At 33.6% G+C, this 20,221-nt stretch carries 22 protein-coding genes and 1 riboswitch; of the genes, 7 read left to right on the top strand and 15 right to left on the bottom strand.

The genetic code is table 11. The features are described 5' to 3' along the window. Positions 1–12: 12 nt before the first annotated feature. Positions 13–131, bottom strand: a riboswitch (FMN riboswitch). Positions 132–168: 37 nt separating this feature from the next. The 8 genes from KFV12_RS07770 to KFV12_RS07805 all read right to left on the bottom strand — a co-directional run bounded on the left by KFV12_RS07770 (position 169) and on the right by KFV12_RS07805 (position 8,105). Beyond that, the gene (locus tag KFV12_RS07770) at positions 169–1,917 is read right to left on the bottom strand and encodes an ATP-binding protein (protein ID WP_254256508.1); all 1,749 of its coding nucleotides are present in this window, start codon (positions 1,915–1,917) and stop codon (positions 169–171) included. Further along, on the bottom strand, positions 1,917–2,624 hold the full coding sequence (locus KFV12_RS07775; RefSeq protein ID WP_111715052.1) for a response regulator transcription factor: 708 nt from the start codon (positions 2,622–2,624) through the stop codon (positions 1,917–1,919). Before KFV12_RS07775 ends, KFV12_RS07770 begins: the two co-directional genes overlap by 1 nt. An 18-nt stretch (positions 2,625–2,642) precedes the next feature. Next, a complete protein-coding gene (gene ccsB, locus KFV12_RS07780; RefSeq protein WP_254256509.1) occupies positions 2,643–3,851 on the bottom strand; it encodes a c-type cytochrome biogenesis protein CcsB in 1,209 nt (402 codons plus the stop codon). Further along, the gene (gene resB, locus KFV12_RS07785) at positions 3,844–5,481 is read right to left on the bottom strand and encodes a cytochrome c biogenesis protein ResB (protein ID WP_254256510.1); all 1,638 of its coding nucleotides are present in this window, start codon (positions 5,479–5,481) and stop codon (positions 3,844–3,846) included. Before resB ends, ccsB begins: the two co-directional genes overlap by 8 nt. Before the next feature lie 13 nt (positions 5,482–5,494). After that, complete coding sequence (gene resA, locus KFV12_RS07790; RefSeq protein WP_111715056.1) at positions 5,495–6,025, bottom strand: thiol-disulfide oxidoreductase ResA; 531 nt, start codon at positions 6,023–6,025, stop codon at positions 5,495–5,497. Positions 6,026–6,105: 80 nt separating this feature from the next. Then, a complete protein-coding gene (locus KFV12_RS07795; protein ID WP_111715058.1) occupies positions 6,106–6,843 on the bottom strand; it encodes a pseudouridine synthase in 738 nt (245 codons plus the stop codon). Position 6,844: 1 nt separating this feature from the next. Then, positions 6,845–7,390, bottom strand: coding sequence for an SMC-Scp complex subunit ScpB (scpB, locus tag KFV12_RS07800; RefSeq protein WP_111715059.1), 546 nt, complete (start codon positions 7,388–7,390; stop codon positions 6,845–6,847). Next, positions 7,380–8,105, bottom strand: coding sequence for a segregation and condensation protein A (locus tag KFV12_RS07805; RefSeq protein WP_254256511.1), 726 nt, complete (start codon positions 8,103–8,105; stop codon positions 7,380–7,382). Before KFV12_RS07805 ends, scpB begins: the two co-directional genes overlap by 11 nt. 29 nt (positions 8,106–8,134) lie before the next feature. Here KFV12_RS07805 and KFV12_RS07810 point away from each other — a divergent pair, with 29 nt between their 5' ends. Continuing rightward, complete coding sequence (locus tag KFV12_RS07810; RefSeq protein WP_170122455.1) at positions 8,135–8,644, top strand: DUF309 domain-containing protein; 510 nt, start codon at positions 8,135–8,137, stop codon at positions 8,642–8,644. On the opposite strand, the gene KFV12_RS07815 is transcribed toward KFV12_RS07810, so the two are convergent. From KFV12_RS07815 to KFV12_RS07830, 4 genes are all read right to left on the bottom strand, one after another. Then, a complete protein-coding gene (locus tag KFV12_RS07815) occupies positions 8,579–8,797 on the bottom strand; it encodes a hypothetical protein (protein ID WP_254256512.1) in 219 nt (72 codons plus the stop codon). The two genes, KFV12_RS07810 and KFV12_RS07815, sit on opposite strands and share 66 nt — an antisense overlap. Positions 8,798–8,806: 9 nt before the next feature. After that, positions 8,807–9,694 (bottom strand): site-specific tyrosine recombinase XerD, encoded by an 888-nt coding sequence (xerD, locus tag KFV12_RS07820; RefSeq protein ID WP_111715066.1) that lies wholly within the window; start codon positions 9,692–9,694, stop codon positions 8,807–8,809. Between the two features lie 92 nt (positions 9,695–9,786). Continuing rightward, positions 9,787–10,266 carry a ferric iron uptake transcriptional regulator gene (gene fur / locus KFV12_RS07825; RefSeq protein ID WP_111715067.1) on the bottom strand — a complete coding sequence of 160 codons (480 nt, stop codon included), beginning with the start codon at positions 10,264–10,266 and terminating at the stop codon, positions 9,787–9,789. Positions 10,267–10,369: 103 nt separating this feature from the next. Continuing rightward, entirely contained in the window at positions 10,370–10,903 is a 534-nt protein-coding gene (locus tag KFV12_RS07830; RefSeq protein WP_111715069.1) for an NUDIX hydrolase, read from the bottom strand. A gap of 64 nt (positions 10,904–10,967) precedes the next feature. Here KFV12_RS07830 and KFV12_RS07835 point away from each other — a divergent pair, with 64 nt between their 5' ends. Both KFV12_RS07835 and KFV12_RS07840 read left to right on the top strand, forming a co-directional pair. After that, positions 10,968–11,885: an aldo/keto reductase gene (locus tag KFV12_RS07835; RefSeq protein ID WP_254256513.1), complete on the top strand. Its 918-nt coding sequence runs from the start codon at positions 10,968–10,970 to the stop codon at positions 11,883–11,885. Further along, on the top strand, positions 11,882–12,871 hold the full coding sequence (locus KFV12_RS07840) for an alpha/beta hydrolase (RefSeq protein WP_254256514.1): 990 nt from the start codon (positions 11,882–11,884) through the stop codon (positions 12,869–12,871). Before KFV12_RS07835 ends, KFV12_RS07840 begins: the two co-directional genes overlap by 4 nt. Positions 12,872–12,923: 52 nt before the next feature. Here KFV12_RS07840 and KFV12_RS07845 read toward each other — a convergent pair whose 3' ends face one another. Further along, complete coding sequence (locus KFV12_RS07845; RefSeq protein ID WP_254256515.1) at positions 12,924–13,679, bottom strand: SDR family NAD(P)-dependent oxidoreductase; 756 nt, start codon at positions 13,677–13,679, stop codon at positions 12,924–12,926. A gap of 106 nt (positions 13,680–13,785) precedes the next feature. On the opposite strand from KFV12_RS07845, the gene proC reads away from it, so the two are divergent. Next, positions 13,786–14,589, top strand: a complete 804-nt coding sequence (gene proC, locus KFV12_RS07850) for a pyrroline-5-carboxylate reductase (protein ID WP_111715075.1) — start codon at positions 13,786–13,788, stop codon at positions 14,587–14,589. A gap of 52 nt (positions 14,590–14,641) precedes the next feature. Here the strand turns inward: proC and rnz are convergent, their stop codons facing one another. Beyond that, a complete protein-coding gene (gene rnz, locus KFV12_RS07855) occupies positions 14,642–15,562 on the bottom strand; it encodes a ribonuclease Z (protein WP_254256516.1) in 921 nt (306 codons plus the stop codon). Between the two features lie 108 nt (positions 15,563–15,670). Here rnz and zwf point away from each other — a divergent pair, with 108 nt between their 5' ends. The 3 genes from zwf to KFV12_RS07870 all read left to right on the top strand — a co-directional run bounded on the left by zwf (position 15,671) and on the right by KFV12_RS07870 (position 18,727). Continuing rightward, complete coding sequence (gene zwf / locus KFV12_RS07860; protein WP_111715078.1) at positions 15,671–17,149, top strand: glucose-6-phosphate dehydrogenase; 1,479 nt, start codon at positions 15,671–15,673, stop codon at positions 17,147–17,149. Between the two features lie 79 nt (positions 17,150–17,228). After that, entirely contained in the window at positions 17,229–17,864 is a 636-nt protein-coding gene (locus KFV12_RS07865) for a hypothetical protein (protein ID WP_254256517.1), read from the top strand. A gap of 26 nt (positions 17,865–17,890) precedes the next feature. Next, positions 17,891–18,727 carry an effector binding domain-containing protein gene (locus KFV12_RS07870; RefSeq protein ID WP_254256518.1) on the top strand — a complete coding sequence of 279 codons (837 nt, stop codon included), beginning with the start codon at positions 17,891–17,893 and terminating at the stop codon, positions 18,725–18,727. Positions 18,728–18,774: 47 nt separating this feature from the next. On the opposite strand, the gene gnd is transcribed toward KFV12_RS07870, so the two are convergent. Next, on the bottom strand, positions 18,775–20,178 hold the full coding sequence (gnd, locus tag KFV12_RS07875) for an NADP-dependent phosphogluconate dehydrogenase (protein WP_240839312.1): 1,404 nt from the start codon (positions 20,176–20,178) through the stop codon (positions 18,775–18,777). Between the last annotated feature and the right edge of the window lie 43 nt (positions 20,179–20,221).

Consider the following 20,221-nt stretch of genomic DNA (forward strand, 5'->3'; position numbering starts at 1 on the left):
CGAAACTCTGACCTCCATCTTCTCCCATCCAGACTGTACTGTCGGCTTTGGAATTACACCAAATCAGCTGCATAATGCAGGTCGCGGGCTTTTACCGCCGGCTCGGAATTTCACCGACCCCGAAGATGAATGTGTATTTTGGCTATTGCCATAAATCATTGTACCAAACTACTGCTCCGTGTCAACTAACGGAATTGAAATCGTGAATGTTGTGCCAATACCCTGCTCACTTTCAACATTAATTTCGCCATGATGTTTTTCAATGATAGCTTTTACGATAAATAAACCTAAACCAGTACCGTGCTTACCGCGTGTTCTTGCCTGATCTACTTTATAAAATCTTTCAAATATATGATTGATATGTTCTTTAGCGATACCGACACCCGTATCAGATATTTGGATATACAGGTTGCTAGAATCATTATATGTTGAAATTTTTATAGTGTCTCCACTCTTTGTATAACGCATTGCATTATCCAGAAGGTTTGTAATAACCTGGAATATCTTATCATAATCAATTGCTACCTCTTTTGTATGCTGTAAATCTAATTGTAATGTTGTTTTATGTTCTATAGCACTCTGCTTAAAGTTCTGAATATTTTTTTCAAGTAAAGGCGAAATATCCATCATTTCTTTATTTAACGTTGTTTCTCCGGCATCAATACGCGCAACATTTATTAATTCATTAACCAATCTGTTTAATCGTTTAGATTCATCGAGAATAATATTTAAAAATTCATCAACATCATCTTTTTCGACCACAATACCATCTAATATTGCCTCAGTATACCCTTGTAACATTTGGATTGGCGTACGTAATTCATGAGAAACATTTGCGATAAACTGTTGTTTCATCATATCTATCTTTTTCTCTTCACTCATATCACGAATGATAGCGACAGCACCGTTATTTTGTCCCTGCGTCGTATTTTTGACTGGCGAGATGATGAGTACATAATGTTTATTAAATGTAGAAATTTCATGATATATTGTTTCATCAGATTGCATTACCTGATTCACGAGTTTACTTAAAATATCAGTGTCTTCCTGAGAAATATCATCTAAAAATCTCTCTGCCATCGGGTTTTGAAGCTGTTTTTCAAGATCCATATTAAAGCTTAAAACACCGTCTTCCATTGCATTGATTAATCGATCCCTTAAATTACGTTCCTGGGATATTTTACTGATATTTAATGTTATCTCCTGCTCCATCTTATTAAACGCAAGTGCTAATTCACCAATCTCATCTCTGGAATATACAGCTATTTTATTGTTACGCTCACCTCTTGCTAAATTAAAAGCAGCTGTCTTTAACAGTAACAATGGTTTTGTAATCTTATTGGATAAGAAAAATGCAAAGATAGTAGTAAGTATCAATAATAACATTGCCACGATAAAAATAATAAAAGTAATATAATTTTGTGCATCATCCATTGAATTAGTATCCTGATAGATAAATATCCCACTGTCTTTATAATTAAAAGCTTGAGAAGGGTATCCGATAAGGATATATTCATGTCTGTTATCCTGGTAATTTACTTTAATATCTTTTACAACATATTCATCTTTCTCAAAAACTTTATCAAAAGCGTCATTTCCTTTGATTTCGTCTACCATTAGCTGTTTGAGTGGATCATCGTATGTTACATCTAAGTCCGATTTATTTTGAACAATAATAATACCTGCAGGATTTTCTATTAATTCTTTCACATAAGTTAATGCATCGCTTTGATCGTGATGACTCGTTAATACGAGCTCAGCTTTTTCAGCTTGCTGCTTAAGCGTATGGCCAGACTCGCTTTTCAAATACGAATTAAAGAATCCCATTAAAGAAACAGATAATATAATTAAAACTGCAGTCACTATAAATAATATAGTTAACCACAGTTTAATTACTACGCTATTAAAATAGCGCATTATTCTTTCACCTCAAACTTATAACCAACACCCCATACAGTGTGAATCATATCAGCAGCTTTCGGTGAAACTTTATTTAATTTTTCACGAAGACGTTTTACATGTGTATCTACTGTACGTAAATCTCCATAAAACTCATAATGCCAAACATCTTTCAGTAATTGTTCACGGTCGAAAACTTTATCTGGACTTTTAGCTAAAAATAATAGTAATTCATATTCTTTTGGTGTCAAATTAACTTCCTGATTTTCAGCCATAACACGATGTGCATCATTATCAATCACTAAAGAATCAAATACAATTAAGTCTTTCGCATGTGAATCCTGCTTTAAATACATTGTCGGTTGAGCACGACGTAAAATTGCTTTTACACGTAATACTACTTCACGTGGTGAGAAAGGTTTAACGATATAATCATCGGCGCCAATTTCAAAACCTTCAACGCGATTATGCTCCTCACCTTTTGCCGTGAGCATAATAATCGGTGTCGTTTTTTCTTCTCGTATTCTCCTGCACACTTCAATACCATCTATTCCTGGCAGCATAATATCAAGTAATATACAATGGAAATTCTGATTCAAAGCAAGTTCTAATGCTGCTTCGCCATCACTTGCTTCAACTGTCTCAAAACCTTCACGCTCGAGATACATTTTAGCTAGTTTTCTGATTCTGTCTTCATCATCAACGATCAATATCGTTTGTTTCATATCGATTACTCCTTTAATTTAAGCGTATGAGTGTAGACCTGCAATAATAAGATTAACTGCAATGACATTGAATAAAATGATTGCCATACCTACCACAGCAAGCCAGGCACTTTTCTTACCTTCCCAACCTCTTCCTAAACGCAGATGCAGGAAAATAGCATAGAATAAGAATGTAATTAAAGCCCAAACCTCTTTAGGGTCCCAACCCCAGAATCTACTCCAGGCAATTTGTGCCCAAATACTTGCAAATAATAAACCACCTAATGCAAATAATGGGAATCCAATAATTACTGATCTGTAACAAATTTCATCCATCAACTGGAGTGATACTTTATTCGTTAATGGTTTAACTACAGCAAATAATGTTTTTCTTAACACTAATCTTAACAGTCCATATAAAATTGTACCAATGATAACAGACCAAACTACTGTATTTAACTTTTGTGCATTTATTACTGGTGGTAATTCAATACCCGTATTGAATCTTTTAACTTCTTTGTAATCTTGTTTTGTCCCTTTAATTTTTTCAACAGGAATACTATCTTTAAATGTTACTAATCCTGGCAAATGATATTCAGCGATTGTCTTATTATCATTTTTATCATAATAATAATAATCTTCCTGATAATGAACGATACCTTTCATTACGATTGTCGTTAAAATGAAAGCTATCACAAGGGTAATGAAATACATTACAACCTCTAACCAGAAAGCATCTTTTGATTTTTCATTCGCATCAACATAACGTAATAAGTATATTAAACCTGCTACTGAGCTTACAGATAAAATACCATAACTGATTGTCACTGTAATTACATGAATTGCCAGCCAGTTACTTTGTAATGCCGGAATAAGTGGTGATACATCACGCGAGAACATACTGGCATAGACAATGACAAGCATTGCAATCGGTAATGAGAATAACGCTAGTATCGGTGTATGATATAAGAAATATAGTAATAAAAATCCACCGACCATCATGATACCGAACATCGTCAGGAACTCATACATATTACTTACAGGGGCATGACCTGCAGCAATCCAGCGTGTTACAAAATAGACGAGTTGCATAATAAAACCGATAATTGTTAACGAAACTCCTATTTTCTCACTTTTCTTTGATTTCGCTTTAATACTCGCTGAAAATGGTAATATTGCGATTAAATATAATATAAATGCAGCATACAATGAAGTACTACTGATATTTAATAAAGCTTCACTATTCATTTTCTTCCTCCGTATCCGCATATTTATCATTAACTTTCGGTAAGTTAAAAGGAGCTAACATACTGTTAATATCCTTAGCATAACCATAATAATTTCTATTCGTATGTGCTGCTAATTTAAATCCATCTTTCGTATCAATCCATATACGACGATGATGGATGTAAGATCCGATTGCTAGACCTATTAAGAAAATTGAAAATCCTACAAACAGTATAGGCAATGTTAAATCTTTTTTCACCGTTAAATATGTGATTGTTTTATTTGTCGCACTCACAAATTTAACTGCATATTGATTATTTTTAGTAATGTCTTGTGAAGAACGAATTTTAAGTAAACTATATTCAGGTTTCTTATTTTTATCTTCTACACCAAAGACAAAAGCTGGATTGTTCGGTATTGGCGAACTTGTTAATAAAGTTCCGTTATCCGCAATACCATTGAAATCAGGAGCATAGTTTTTCAGACTCACTGTTAAATCTTTACTTACTTTGTATTGTTTGTCCGGATTATCAAGTGCAACTTCAAATGTTTTACCGATAGGTTTGCCTGTCTTGATGTCTTCAACTTTAAACGTCATTGTTTTAAGTTGAGACTGATCGAAACTATTTTGATATAACGCAAAATTTGCAAATTTAACCGGATGGTTCACTTTGACACTATCATCTTTAATTTGTGCTAATTTTGGTTCAGCACCGACAACTGATTTATCAGCTTTATTCTCATAGATGGTAACTTGAGATTCGTAATTTTTAGCAATTTTGTTCATTCTGGAATCCGCAGCTTTACCATTAATATTTGAAATAGATTCTGCATCGTATTGTTCAAAAATAAATTTATTATTTTTTATATAATACGTATTTTCAGTTCCAGGTATGCTCTTCGTTTCACCTTCTGCAACACCAACAAATTCATCCACGTAAAATGCTGGAATAAAACGAAGCATAGCACCGGCTAACAAAATGATTAGCCCAGTATGATTAATATAAGGACCATAACGGCTTAAACGACCTTTTTCAGCTAATATTGCTGTGCCATCTGTTCTAACTTTGTATTTTCTCTGCGCTAAAGCATTTACAAGAGCCGCCTGATCAACTGTCGTCGGTACATCTAGTGTCAACCTCTGACGATTAAAGTACGTTGGATGTTTCTTCACCGTCTGACGCGTAAGCGATTTATGTAATGGAATGCCTCGGTCTATACTTGCAGCAATAATTGAAAATGCTACAAGCGCAAGTAGTATTAAATACCACCAAGATGTATATAGGTTATCTAATCCAAGTTTATAATAGATATATCCTAAAGTACCGTATTTATCTTTATAAAAAGTTGATGGATCTTCACCTACCGGAATAAAATATTCCTGAGGAAACATTGTCCCTAGTGCTGATGCTAAAACTGTTAATACAAGTAATATCACACCAACTTTAACCGAGCTGAAAAAAATCCATACTTTATCTAACAATGTTTTATTCTTTGTCTTACTTCTCACTGCCTGACCGTCATAACGCATGACATCTGTTGTTTTCTTTTTATCATAGCTGTCATTGATCAATCGGCCGCAGTTTTGACATAATTGAGTACCAGGAGGGTTAACATGACCACAAACACATTTAATCGATTGTTCCTGCATCGTCATCCTCCTTTTATGGTTTTACCATTTCCATATATTTCTGAATATCTTGTTTTGACATTTGACCTTTATGGTGTGCAACGATCTTCCCATCTTTATCAATGATATACGTATTCGGTAAATCATTCGCATTATATGCTTCCATAACATCACCATTATCTAAACCAACTGGTAAAGTTACTTCTTCGTCTAAAGCACTGAAGAACTGTTTAATTTGTTGTGGACTGTTCTTAACGTGAATCGTTAATACTTCAACATCTTGATTTTTGTACACATTATGTGCACGGTTTAAATCCGGCATTTCTTCTAAACAAGGTTCACACCAAGTCCCCCAGAAATTAAGTACTAGTCCTTTACCACGATAATCTTTTAAATTTACTTTATCGCCATCTAATGTTTTCAATTCAAATACTGGCGCATCATCACCTATCTTCACAACTTTTTCGCCATCTTTCGTTACAGAAACATAGATGATAAAAATTATTGCGAGTAAGATAAAGAAAGTCACTATATATTGAATCCATTTTTTTTGCTGTTTCGCCATGCTTAACCCCTTCTCTATTCAAAATGTCACATTACATTATATCATTTACGCAATGATTATCTGTGGCAACTATGTGAATTTTATGATTTATTCAAACTCATATTACGTAATGTTTTGACTTCATGAGGTGTAAGTTCTCTAGCATCTCCTGCATTTAATCCTTTAAGTGTTAACGGTCCGTATTCAATACGAGATAATTTCACAACCTCATGACCGAAATGGGCAAACATACGTCGCACTTGGCGATTACGTCCTTCATGAATAGTTATTTCTACTAACGTAGTATCCTTTAATTTGTCCTGGGACTTCACTTTCACAATTGCCGGAGCCGTCTTTCCATCTTCAAGCATAATACCACGTTCTAATTCTTTAACTTGTTCTCTTAACAGAAATCCTTTTAATTTAGCAACATATTTTTTCTTCATCTTGTATTTCGGATGGGTCATCTGATTGGCAAAGTCACCATCGTTTGTCAGTAATAATAAACCACTTGTCTCATAATCAAGACGACCAACAGGAAATATTCTTAAGTCCAGCTGCGGAAAATAGTCAGTTACAACTGTTCGACCTTTATCATCAGAGACACTCGTAATCACACCTGTCGGTTTGTGGAACAATAAATATATCTTTTCTGGATTTTCTAAAGGAATGCCTTCTACTTCAACACGATCTTTTGAACTTACCTTTGTACCAAGTTCAGTTACAGTCTCGCCATTAACGGTAACTTTACCTTCTGTAATCAAAATTTCTGCTTTACGACGTGAAGTCACACCACTTTTAGCGATGACTTTTTGTAATCTTTCTAATTGTTCTCCCATTTTATTCATCCTCTTCATTTAAATTTTTAAAGAATAATTCCATTTCACTTGCATCACTTGTCATCATCTCATCTCTCGGTAAATCATCTAAAGATGTAAGACCAAATGTCATCAGGAAGAATTCAGTCGTTGCTAATTGTCTTGCACGCTCACCATGTACTTCTGTACTTTTTACCAGACCTCTCTCAATCAATGTTTTTACAGGTCCATCACTATTCACACCACGCATCATTTCAATATCATGACGCGTTACAGGTTGATTATATGCAATTATTGCTAAAGTTTCGAGTGAAGCCTGCGTTAATTTCTTTTCATTTGTAGCAGTAACCAGATCTTCCAGGTAAGGATTTAACGTCTCATTGGTCATCAGAAAGTATTTTGATCCTAACTTTTGTATTTCAAAAATTTCATGATTATACGCACTTACAATATCAGATAATTGTATTGGTGTAAGTTCCATAATCTCTGCAAGTTGTTCAATTTCAACACCTTCATCACCTACTGCATATAATAGTCCTAGTATGACATTAATTTTTTCATTCGACATAGTTTTTTCCTCTTTCAATCTCAATTTCACCAAAATCATTAGATTGATAAACATTGATCTTATTATTTTTTATAAGTTCCAGAATGGCCAGAAACAAAGTTACAACCTGTGTTTTTGTTTCAGAAAATGAAACAAAATCATCAAAAGTAATTATCTTTTTTTGAGATAATGCATGTGTCACTGTCTCAATCGCTTCTTCCATGGAGTAAGTATCTCGGGCTACACTAACAGATTCACTGGCAATCTTTTTACGACGTTGCTTTGCTTTCTGATATGCAGTGATTAAATCGGTAAGTTCAATGTGTATCGGTGTTTGTTTTGCATTCTCGAAATGGGACAAATCATTGCTACGTTTGACAAAATATTTTTCATGTGACTCTTTTTTCGTTTTTAAAATATCAGCATATAAACGGTAATTTTGATATTCTAATAATTGTCGCATCAAATCTTCACGTGGATCTTCGATGATTTCACTTTCATCTACATTTGTATCGGGTAATAATGTTTTACTCTTGATTCTTAATAACTCACTTGCCATTACTAAATAATCACCATGTTGATTAATATCTAGATCGTCAACATTTTTGATATAATTAATATATTGTTCAGTTAAAACTTTCATCGATATATCATAAATATCTATTTCATATTTCTGAATGAGATGAAGGAGTAAGTCTAACGGACCTTCAAATGAAGCTAATTTTACTTCGTACATATATTCACCTTACTTCTGGAGGATTTCTTATGCATGCATTATTCAAACAAGCATTTTCTGATTATATTATTCAATTTCATGTGCATCGGGATTATTTTGAATGCCATGAAATTATGGAGGATGCCTGGAAACAAAAATCACCTTTCACTAAACAGGATCCTGAAGTGGCACTTATAATGCTCGCAACTGCCATGTATCATTTAAGACGTCAAAATAAACGTGGTGCCACTACATTAATCAAAAAAACGATACTGTTACTTGAAATGAATTCAAACTTCTTATCTGAATATCTCAATATTTCTGTTTTAATAGAGCAATTATCTGCTATTCAACAGAATTTAACTTATCAACCTATCACACTGCCTGTTATTGATGCAATAGATACAAATTATTACTGCGAACCTACACAAGCAATCATTCATAAGCATAAACTGCGTGATAGATCTGAAGTCATTCATGCGAGACAACTTGCTTTAAACGATAAATATCCAGTACAGGATACCCCAAATGATACACATCAAAGCGATAAAACCAAATAATATCCAGTTATTTTTATTTTGCTTTGGATCATTTTCCTGATTAATCTGAGTATGAATTTCATGCGTGTCTTTTGGCGCAAAAACTTGTTTTTTTCTATCATTTTCTGATTTATGTTTCTCTTGATTTCTTTGAATTTGTCTTTGTTTACTCATATTTTCTCCTTATGCTCTAGGATGTGTATTTTTATACACTTCCCTTATTTGTTTCTTACTGATATGGGTATATAGTTGTGTTGTTGAAATATCTGCATGACCTAACATTTCCTGAACAGCACGTAAATCTGCACCATTTTCTAAAAGATGTGTTGCAAAAGAATGGCGTAATGTATGTGGCGTTAATTTTTTGTCAATACCTGCTTCAACTTTAATTTGGCGCATTATCTTCCAGAAACCTTGACGTGTAAGTCGTTTTCCATGAAAATTTAGAAATAGACTGTCTGTCATTTCTTTTTTGAGCATCTTATAGCGCGTAGACTGGATATACGTCTCCAACAATTTAATCATGTTATCTCCAATAGGAATAATACGTTCTTTATTACCTTTACCGAACACACGAACAAATCCCATGATTGTATTCACATCATCTACGTTTAAATTTATTAGCTCTGATACACGCATACCAGTAGCATATAACAGTTCAAGCATTGCCTGGTCACGCTTTCCGGTAAGCTTTGATGTATCTGGTGTCGATAAAAATTTATCAACCTCTTCTATAGAAAGAATATCAGGTAGATTACGTTCATATTTTGGTGCTTCAAGAATAACAGTAGGATCTTTAACCGCATATTTTTCTCTCAAAGCAAACTGATGAAATCCTCTAATAGTCGCTGAAACGCGAGCTAACGTTTTTGCAGATTTGCCCTGATCTTTTAAATAACCTAAAAATAATGTGATTGTATATCGATCGATGTTATCAATATTACCGATTTTCTCTTCTTCTAAAAAAGCCTGATAATGATTTAAATCTCTACGATAGGCTGCTATCGTATTCTTACTCAATCCCTTTTCGATCATTATAAAATGTAGAAATTCGTCTATTATTGTTTGCATATCAACACCTCAACTCCTAGTTTACCATAATAATTATATAATCAACTAAAAATATAAAAAAATACAGATGAAATTATCATCTGCATTTCAATTTATTCTGTTATTTTTTTATCAAGGTCTTCAGGTTGAACGCCTTTTTCAGTACATTTTTTACAAATACCATGGAAAGTTAAACGATGATCCATTATTAAGAAATGATAATCCGATTCTACTTTCTTTTCAACTTCATCCAGTAAATCTTCTTCTATTTCATCCACGTCTCCACAACTCATACATACAAGATGATGGTGAAAGTGTTTTGCACCTTCTTTTCTTAAATCAAAACGTGCAACGCCATCTCCAAAATTAATCTTATCAACAATCTTCAATTCAGCTAATAATTCTAAAGTACGATATACAGTTGCGAGACCAATTTCAGGTGCACGTTCCTTTACTTTTAGGAAAACATCTTCTGCACTCAAATGATCAGCTTCATTTTCTAATAATACGGTCACTGTCGCTTCCCTTTGAGGGGTTAATTTATAAGAAGCATCATGTAATTGCTCCTTTATTCTATTGATTCTCTCCTGCATTACTAACACTCCTAAAGGTTACGATTGATATATATAAAATATCAGTAATTGAGAATTAAAGCAAGAAAAATAATGCCTTTTTTAGAATTATTATAATCTAATATTATTTCATTGATAATAGCAAATATTGAATTGCTATTATCGTCTTCGCATCTTTAATCTTACCTGATTTTATCCAGTTATTAGCCTCTTCTATTGTTAACCAGTGTTTCAATACAAATTCATCTTCATCCGCTTCAAGGTTATGAGATTCTATAAGTTCACCAGCTTCAAATAGTGAAATGAACTCATTACAAAATCCGGGTGAAACATAAAACTCATTAACCAGTTCCATCGTCTTTGAAGTATAACCAGTTTCCTCTTCTAGTTCACGCAGTGCAGTATCACGTCTTGCTTCACCTGGGTCAACTTTACCAGCAGGGATCTCGATTAAATTTTCTTCAGGTGCTTTTCTGAATTGCTCTACAAGTAGTAATTTATTTTGTTTCATCGCAATCACTGCAACTGCGCCTGGGTGCAGTACAACTTCCCTTGTACTTTCCTTACCATTGGGTAATTCAACCTGGTGTCTCTCGACAGTCAACACCTTACCGTCTAGTATCGTTTCTTTTGATCGTGTGCGTTCTGTTAGATCCATATTAATACACTCTCCTTTTTGTACATGTTAAACTATATTTATTATAACGAATGGAGGGAAAGACATGAAATTTAATACTACAAAAAGTGGCATAAAGTTTTCTGAACTGGGACTCGGTGCGATGAATCTCCCTCAGGATGCACTTGACAGTCAATATATTCTTGATCAGGCAGTGGATTTAGGTGTTACGTACATTGACACTGCTGACCTGTATCAAAAAGGACAGAACGAAAAAAATATCGGCCATTTCATTAAACATTCTAAAAAGCGTGATCAGATCACTTTAGCGTCAAAAGTGGGTAATCGATTTAATATGTTAAATGATGAAGTTGTGTGGGATCCTTCTAAAGTTCATATTACACAAAGCATTCATGAAAGTCTGAAACGTCTTGAAACGGATTATTTAGATTTATATATGCTGCATGGCGGTATGATTGAAGATAATAAGGATGAAACCATCGAAACATTTGAACAACTAAAAAAAGATGGTCTTATTCGTGCATACGGCATTAGTTCTATTCGACCAAATGTCATCGATTATTATTTAAAGCATAGTAATATTGATACGATCATGATGCAGTTTAACCTAATTGACAATCGTCCTACTGATTTAATTGAATCTATACAATCAAAAGACGTGCAAGTTTTGACTCGTGGACCATTGATGAAAGGTTTATTAACTGAAAAATATGATGAAATATTAGAGAAAAAATTTGAATCAGGTATTTTAGGATTAACTCAGGAAGAATTAAGACAAAGTCTTGATGCAGCTACTACAATTGCGCCGTTACAACAGGCTGTATATCAATATTTAACTTCATACCCTGTTGCTTCAATTGTAAATGGCGCATCGAGTGTTGATCAGTTGCAGGCAAATGTTAAAGCATATGATACTTCAATTAAACATCCCATTGACAAACAAAAGCTTAACAAAATAGTTGAGGCATTCAAAAACTTACACTACGAGGATCATTTAGTATGAACAATAAACTACTAACAAGAACGTTACTCGGTGTATCACTCGCATCAGGTATTACTTCTAGCATCGTTGGATTGGTCGCTTCAAACTATGTCTTAAATTTTAAATTGCGTGACGTTGAAGTCATACGTCGACGTGAAATTAAAGCGAAACGATTAGATGTTGAAGCATTTAACGCAAAGCAACCGCTTAACGTTACTATCCCTTCACGCAATGGCTACAACTTAAGTGCTACTGTTGTAAAGCCATATGAACATAAGCACTGGATGGTATTCTGTCATGGTGTAACTGAAAATAAAATTACGAGCATAAAATATCTAAATATGTTTAATGAGCTAGGATTTAATGGTATTATCTTTGATCATCGCAGACATGGGGAAAGTGGTGGTAATCACAGCACATATGGCTATTACGAAAAGACAGATTTAGAATCTGTTATTGCATTTTTAAAAGAACAATATGGTTATGACATTACTTTCGGTGTCCATGGTGAATCAATGGGTGCAGTTACAACATTACTTTATGCTGGAGAATTAGCGAATGAAGCAGCATTCTATGTTTCAGATTGTGCATTTTCTAATTTTGCTCGATTATTGACACAAATCATAGAACAGAAATCATCATTTGGAAGTGGCTTTGTATTATCAGCCTTAAATCAGGTACTGAAAATGAGAACACATTTTTCACTGAAACAAGTATCACCGATAGATGTCATCCAAAATGTTGAGCAGCCTATCTTGTTTATCCATTCTAAACCAGATGTATTTATTCCTTATACGCACTCTGTCGATCTTTATAATAAGAAACGTGGCCCTAAGATGCGCTGGTACCCAGAACATGGCGGACACGCTGCAAGTTATAACGTTAATCCAATTTCATATAAGAACAAAGTGGAACATTTCTTAACAACATTTGACTTATTGCCACCGAAAAATGACAATACTGACATTAAAGCGAATGAAAAACATAAAATAAAAAAGAAGAAATAATAATGACATAACAAAAAAATAAAGTCAAAATAACAAGTGTAGCTTACACCTGTTATTTTTTTGTCATAAAATATCTTTTAAATATTTTTTCAAATCTTCTTGGCGCAAGTGCATAAGCCTTTAGACCAGAATCCATCCAAACTGGTAGATTAAGTTCTAGTTTTTTATCAATCATTGCATTTACTATTTGCTTACTTAACTGATCGACATCTAGTTGTACCTGCTCTGCTAACTGATTCATTGGTTTACCCTTATTTGCCTTCTGAATAAATTGTGTATTTACTGGTCCCGTATTAACAGTTAAAAAATGAATATGACTTTGTTCCAGTCGTAATGCGTTCATTACCTGATTTATTCCTGATTTTGAAGCGGCGTATATAGCACCAAATGGCGTCGTTACTTTGCCAGAAAGACTACCAATCGTAACAACCATGCCTCCTGGATTCATTTTATGTAGAACATGTTTCGTAAGAATAACGGTCTGCGTTAAATTGACATGTATCATATCTGCAATAACTTCGTCACTTTGATCAATTAATGATCCGTATTCTGCAAATCCAGCGCAATTGATTAGATAATCAAATGATCCTTGCCCATCAATCCATTTTAAAAATTGTGCGTACTCATCATCGTTAACCAAATCTACTCTGTGCACCACCAGATTATCATACTTATTTTTTAGAACATCTAGTTGTTCTATACGTCTTCCAACAGCAGTTACATGGACGCCACACGATAATAAAATCTCTGTTAACTTCAAACCTACACCACTTGTAGCACCTGTAATCAATGCATTTTTTCCAATCAATATGTATACCACCCTTTTATTTTAACAATTTATTTTGTGTCAAAATTGTGTTTTATCCACTACAATCTTATAATAATACTAACAAAGATTCCAGGAGGCATGTGACATGAAAATCGTATTTTACGGCTCAGGTAATATGGCGAGCGCAATTTTTACAGGCTTGATAGAAAGTAATACAGTAAAAGGTGAAGATATATACTTAACAAATAGAAGTGACATTGAAGAATTAAAAAGATTAAACAGTACATTAAATACACAATATAGCTATGACGATGTTGAATTATTATCAAATGCTGATTTTGTATTTTTAGCTGTTAAGCCTCATGACTTTGATTCGCTTGTTGAGCGTATTCAACCTCATCATAATGCACACAATAAATTTGTTTCTATGATGGCTGGTGTACCAATAAATCAAATCAAGACAAAGCTTCAGACATCAAATCCAGTTGCACGTATCATGCCGAATACAAATGCGCATGTACAGCAGTCAGTGACTGGTATATCTTTCTCTGATAATTTTGAAGAAAGTGATAAACAGCTTTTATTTGATTTACTTGATGCTTTTGGTACTTCAATTGAAGTTGAAGAAGATTCATTACATGATGTTACTGCAATCACAGGTAGTGGCCCTGCCTTTTTATACTATATGTATGAACAGTATATCAATGCAGCTAATCAACTTGGCTTATCACATGAAGACACTGATATTGCGGTACGTAAATTGATTATCGGTACAGCAAGAATGCTTGAAAATAGTGAACTGTCTCTTGATCAGTTACGTGAAAATATCACTTCAAAGGGTGGTACAACGAAGGCAGGACTGGATGCCTTAGCGAAACATCCTATCGAAGCAATTTTTGTAGATTGCTTGAACGAAGCTTTAAATCGCAGTAAAGAATTAGGAAAATAAATATAAGGATACATATAAATAATGCGCGCTCAGCTAATTGAGTGCGCATTATTTATATTTCAAAACTATCAAAGTCCTTCACGATTTCAAATATCATTTCCGGATATTTATGCTGTATTACATCTTTCAATAATGCAATATCCTGTAAATCATAACGATTACTCACATGATTGATCAATACTTTTTTTGCATGCGATTGTGCAACAAGTTTTGCTACGTCATCAATATGACTATGGTAATATTTATGACTCAAATCCAGGTCACCCTCTAAATATGTACTTTCATGTACGATAACATCTGCATTTTTTGCCAGAGCTATTTCTGCTTCACATGGCATTGTGTCACCAAATATCGTAATAATCTTACCAGGTTTATTTGGATTTCGGTAGTTTTTCGTTTCATAAATGATACCATCTACCTCAACGAATTCCTGCATTTTAAACTGTTGATAAATTGGACCCGGCTGAATGCCTGCTTCAATCAACTTATCCGAGATTAAATTACCCTCTGTGTCCGGAAACTGGATACGATATCCAAATGAATCTATACCATGTTTTAACATTCCTACATTCACCTTTATCTGATTGATATATAAGACGTCTCCATCAGCAATTTCGATGATTTCAAGCGGATAATTCAAGTGAGAACCTGAAATTAACAGTGTCGTTTCGATGTATGCTTTAATTCCTTTTGGACCAAATACTTTTAAAGGTTTATTTTCTCCACCTTGAAAGCTTCTTGACGTCAGAAGACCCGGTAATCCAAAAATATGATCGCCATGCAGATGTGTAATAAAGATATGATCCAATTTTCCAAGTTTAATATTTGTATGTAATATCTGATGTTGACAAGCTTCACCCGCATCAAATAACCAGAACGTATTATTTAACGGTGCAAGAGAAAGTATGATCGTTTGTGTATTTCTTTCTTTAGTTGGTAAACCTGCACTCGTCCCTAAAAAAGTTATTTTCATTTTTCTACCACCTTTTATTTCATCACGTCATTATAGCATGTTTTAATTGTTTTTTTAGGCATTGTATGAAAAAATAAAATAGACTTTAATAGAATCGAGGTATTTATTTTGGATATTGAAAAGCAAAATATTCCCTGTTTAATAACAATTTTCGGTGCAACAGGTGATTTAAGTCACCGCAAGTTATTCCCATCGTTATTCCACCTTTATCAGCAAGATAACTTGAATGAGCATGTTGCAATCATTGGTATTGGACGACGTGACTGGACGAATGAAAAATTCAGAGCTGAAATTAAATCATCTATCGAAAAATTTGTTAAAGATACACATAAAATCGATGAATTTATGGAACATGTTTATTACCAGTCTCATGACGTTAATAATAAAGAAAGTTATGACGCGCTGCTGACACTCTCTGAATCTTTAGATGCACAATATAACTTAAATGGTAACCGTCTATTCTATTTAGCAATGGCACCAGAATTTTTTGGTACTGTATCAGATTTCTTAAAATCTAGCGGACTGACAAAAACAAAAGGATTTAAACGCTTAATTATTGAAAAACCTTTCGGTAAAGATCTTGCTTCTGCTGAAAAACTAAATAATCAGCTAAGAAAATCATTTAAAGAAGAGGAAATTTATCGAATTGACCATTATCTTGGTAAAGATATGGTGCAAAACATCGAAGTAATTCGATTTAGCAATGCAATGTTTGAACCGTTATGGAATAATAAATATATCTCAAATATTCAAGTCACTTCTTCAGAAATTTTAGGTGTTGAAGACCGTGGTGGCTATTACGATAATAGTGGCGCTTTAAAAGATATGGTACAAAATCACATGTTACAAATTGTTTCACTTCTTGCAATGGAGCCTCCTATTTCATTATCATCTGAAGATATTCGGAATGAAAAAGTAAAGGCACTTCGTTCTATCCGTAAAATTCAGCCTGAACACGTAAGAAGCTATTTCGTTCGAGGACAATATGATGTCGGTGAAATAAACGGCGAAAAAGTAAAACGATATCGTGATGAAGAAAATGTAAATCCAGAAAGTAATACACCTACATTTGTTGCTGCTAAAGTTATGCTCGATAACTTTAGATGGGCAGGTGTGCCCTTCTACATTCGTACAGGTAAACGTATGAAGGAAAAAGAAATACGTGTGGTTGTTGAATTTAAAGAGATGCCGATGAATCTTTATTATCAAAAGGATAATCAGCTAGATTCCAATTTACTTGTTATTAATATTCAACCAAATGAAGGTATTGAACTACATTTAAATGCACGTAAATATATCGAAGGTATCGATACTGAACCAGTTAAATTATCATATGCGATGACGACACAAGATAAGATGAATACAGTCGACGCATATGAAGGATTAATTTATGACTGTCTAAAAGGCGATGCCACTAACTTTACACACTGGGAAGAATTAAAGGCAACATGGAGTTATGTGGATACTGTTGCTGATTACTGGGATGCACATCCTGCTCCATTCCCAAATTATCAGGCTGGATCTAACGGCCCTGTAAAAAGCGATTTGTTATTAAGTCGAGATAATTTCCACTGGTGGGACGTTTAATATTTAAATCAATAAAAACCTTTGAATCATAATGATTCAAAGGTTTTTATTGTGCCATAATTGTGTTAATATTTGAATTATGAATAAATTTATACACTCATCATTTGAACTTTACTCAGAGCAGGATTTTGATACATTGCTCAATATAAAGACTAAACCTTATCTTGAAACTTTTACAAATCATCATTCTCATCGTTATGAACCAACGATTTATCGTGATTTATTATCATTATTTAACATGATTAAAGAAGACTTAACTGAAGATGCATTGTTAGTAGATTTTGGCTCTGGATTAATGCGCGTTCCAATCTTCACTAACTATGTATTCAAAATAAAAACGATAGGCATTGAATTGAATAAGCAGCTATACTTAAAAAGCCTTGAAAACATTAAAAATTATAACTTATTGCATCATCAAGAAAATGATGTTCATGCTCAAAATATTAATGCATTACAGTATCAATTTAGTGGTGAAGAGACACATTTATTTTTCTTTAACCCATTTTCAGTGTTCGTATTTCAAAAAGTGATGGAAAACTTAATGACATCATCTATAGAAAAATGTGATATCATTCTTTATTATGCAAAACCAGAATATGAAGTATATTTACAGGATATCATTCATTTCAATCTAAAATATCATATACCTTTGCAACAAATAAATAATGATCCATCAGAAAAAATAAATATTTATGAATACACGAAATCTATTTAAAACATACTTTAAGGAAGATGTGAATTATGAATAATATTGACTTAATGCAGAAAACAATCGTATATATTGAAGATCATTTATTCGAACCATTTAAATATGAAACAATCGGAACATATTTAAATGAAAATCCAATGCATATAAATCAAACATTTACTATGATTACCGGCATGAATTTAGAAGAATATATATATCATCGTAAAATGACCGAGGCCGCTAAAAAGTTGTTAAATGGTAATTACCGTCTTGTGGATATCGCCAATCAGTTTGGTTTTTCAACTGCACACGAATTTAGTACTGCATTTAGCAATCACCATCAAATTTCACCGATTCAGGTTAGAACTAACTCTGAACAATTAAGAATGGTAGAACGACTCTACATTCAGCTTTCTGTGACGACGAAGCCTCCGATGCCTTATAAAATGCAGACGATGGATAGTTTCAGAATTGTAGGCATACAAGAAATCGTTTCATTTAATGAATTAGGTAATCATTTTCTAGTGCCGGATATTGTCTATGAGTTAAAAGAAAAGGAAGAAATTAAATCATTATTATCATTTAGCTCAGACAAAAATATTTATGTAGTTGTTCAGCCTAATCCAAATGATATAGAAATATTTGTAGGTGTAAAGTCAGAACGTACTTTTGATTATGAAAGCAAACAAATCTATAACGGTAATTACGCTAAATTTGAAGCTCGTGGAAAGCTTGATTATGTATTTAATGAAATTTGGCAATCTGTCGAAAAACAAGTAGACTTTAATATACACTACGAACGTAATAGTCAGTATATTTATATTTTTCCTGATGATATGGATTTTGATAATAGTTTCAATAAAGTTGAACTTTGGATACCAACATTATAAAAAGCGCGCAAGACGTTTGTCTTGCGCGCTTTTTGATATAAACAAAATTATTTCCAGTCTGTATGGAATACGCCTTCCTTATCTTTACGTTCATAAGTGTGCGCACCGAAATAATCACGTTGTGCCTGAATTAAGTTTGCAGGTAAATCTTTTGATGTATAAGAATCAAAATAATTAATTGCTGCTGCAAAACTTGGTGCTGGTGTACCTGTAGTGATTGCAGTAGCTGCCACCTTACGTAAACTCGTTTGATACTTTTCTACAACTTCTTTGAAATATGGGTCTAATAATAAGTTTTGTAAATCTGCGTTATTATCATATGCTTCTTTAATCTTTTGTAAGAATTGTGCACGAATGATACAACCTTCACGCCAGATCATTGCTAAATCACCTAACTGTAAGTTCCAGTTATAAGCTTCACTTGCAGCTCTCATCTGTGCAAAACCTTGTGCATAGCAACAAATTTTACTCATATATAATGCTTCACGAATTGCTTCTAAAAATTCAGCTTTATCCCCTTCGAAGTTTGTTTTATTTGAGTTGATATTTTGACTCGCAACAATTCTTTCGTCTTTTTGACTAGAGATGAAACGTGCAAATACACTTTCTGTGATTATTGTTAATGGCTGACCTAAGTCTAACGCGTTAATTGATGTCCATTTACCTGTTCCTTTTTGACCAGCTTTATCCATTACTTTTTCAACGAGTGGCGTACCATCTTCATCTAATTTCTTGAAGATATCAGCTGTGATTTCGATTAAGTAGCTATCTAATTCGCCTTCATTCCATGATTTAAATGTATCAGCGATTTCTTCATTTGACATAGCTAATACATTTTTCATTAAATCATAACTCTCAGCGATTAACTGCATATCTGCATATTCAATACCGTTATGTACCATTTTAACGTAATGACCGGCACCATCTGGACCAATATAAGCAACACATGGTTTGCCGTCTTCAGCTTTAGCAGCAATAGATTCTAGAATAGGTCTAACAAGTTCATATGCCTCTTTTTGACCACCTGGCATAATTGAAGGGCCATGTAATGCGCCTTCTTCACCACCTGAAACACCAGTACCGATGAAATTGAATCCTTTTTCTGAAAGATATGCATTACGACGAATCGTATCGTTGTAGTTAGTGTTACCACCATCGATTAAAATATCACCTTGATCTAATAATGGAATCAAGCTTTCGATTGTTGCATCTGTTGCTTCCCCAGCTTTAACCATCATCATGATTTTACGTGGCTTTTCAAGGCTATTTACGAATTCTTCGAGAGAGTATGTTGGGAAAATATTTTTACCAACTGATTCTTTCATCATCTCTTCAGTTTTTTCCTTTGAACGGTTAAATACTGAAACAGTATTTCCGCGTGATTCTATATTCCACGCTAAATTTTTACCCATTACGGCTAAACCGATTACACCTATTTGTTGTTTACTCATAATATACCTCTTTCAAATGAATTTTCATGATTATTATAGCACA

This window comes from Macrococcus epidermidis, from assembly GCF_024205965.1.
Classification (GTDB): Bacteria; Bacillota; Bacilli; order Staphylococcales; family Staphylococcaceae; genus Macrococcoides; species Macrococcoides epidermidis.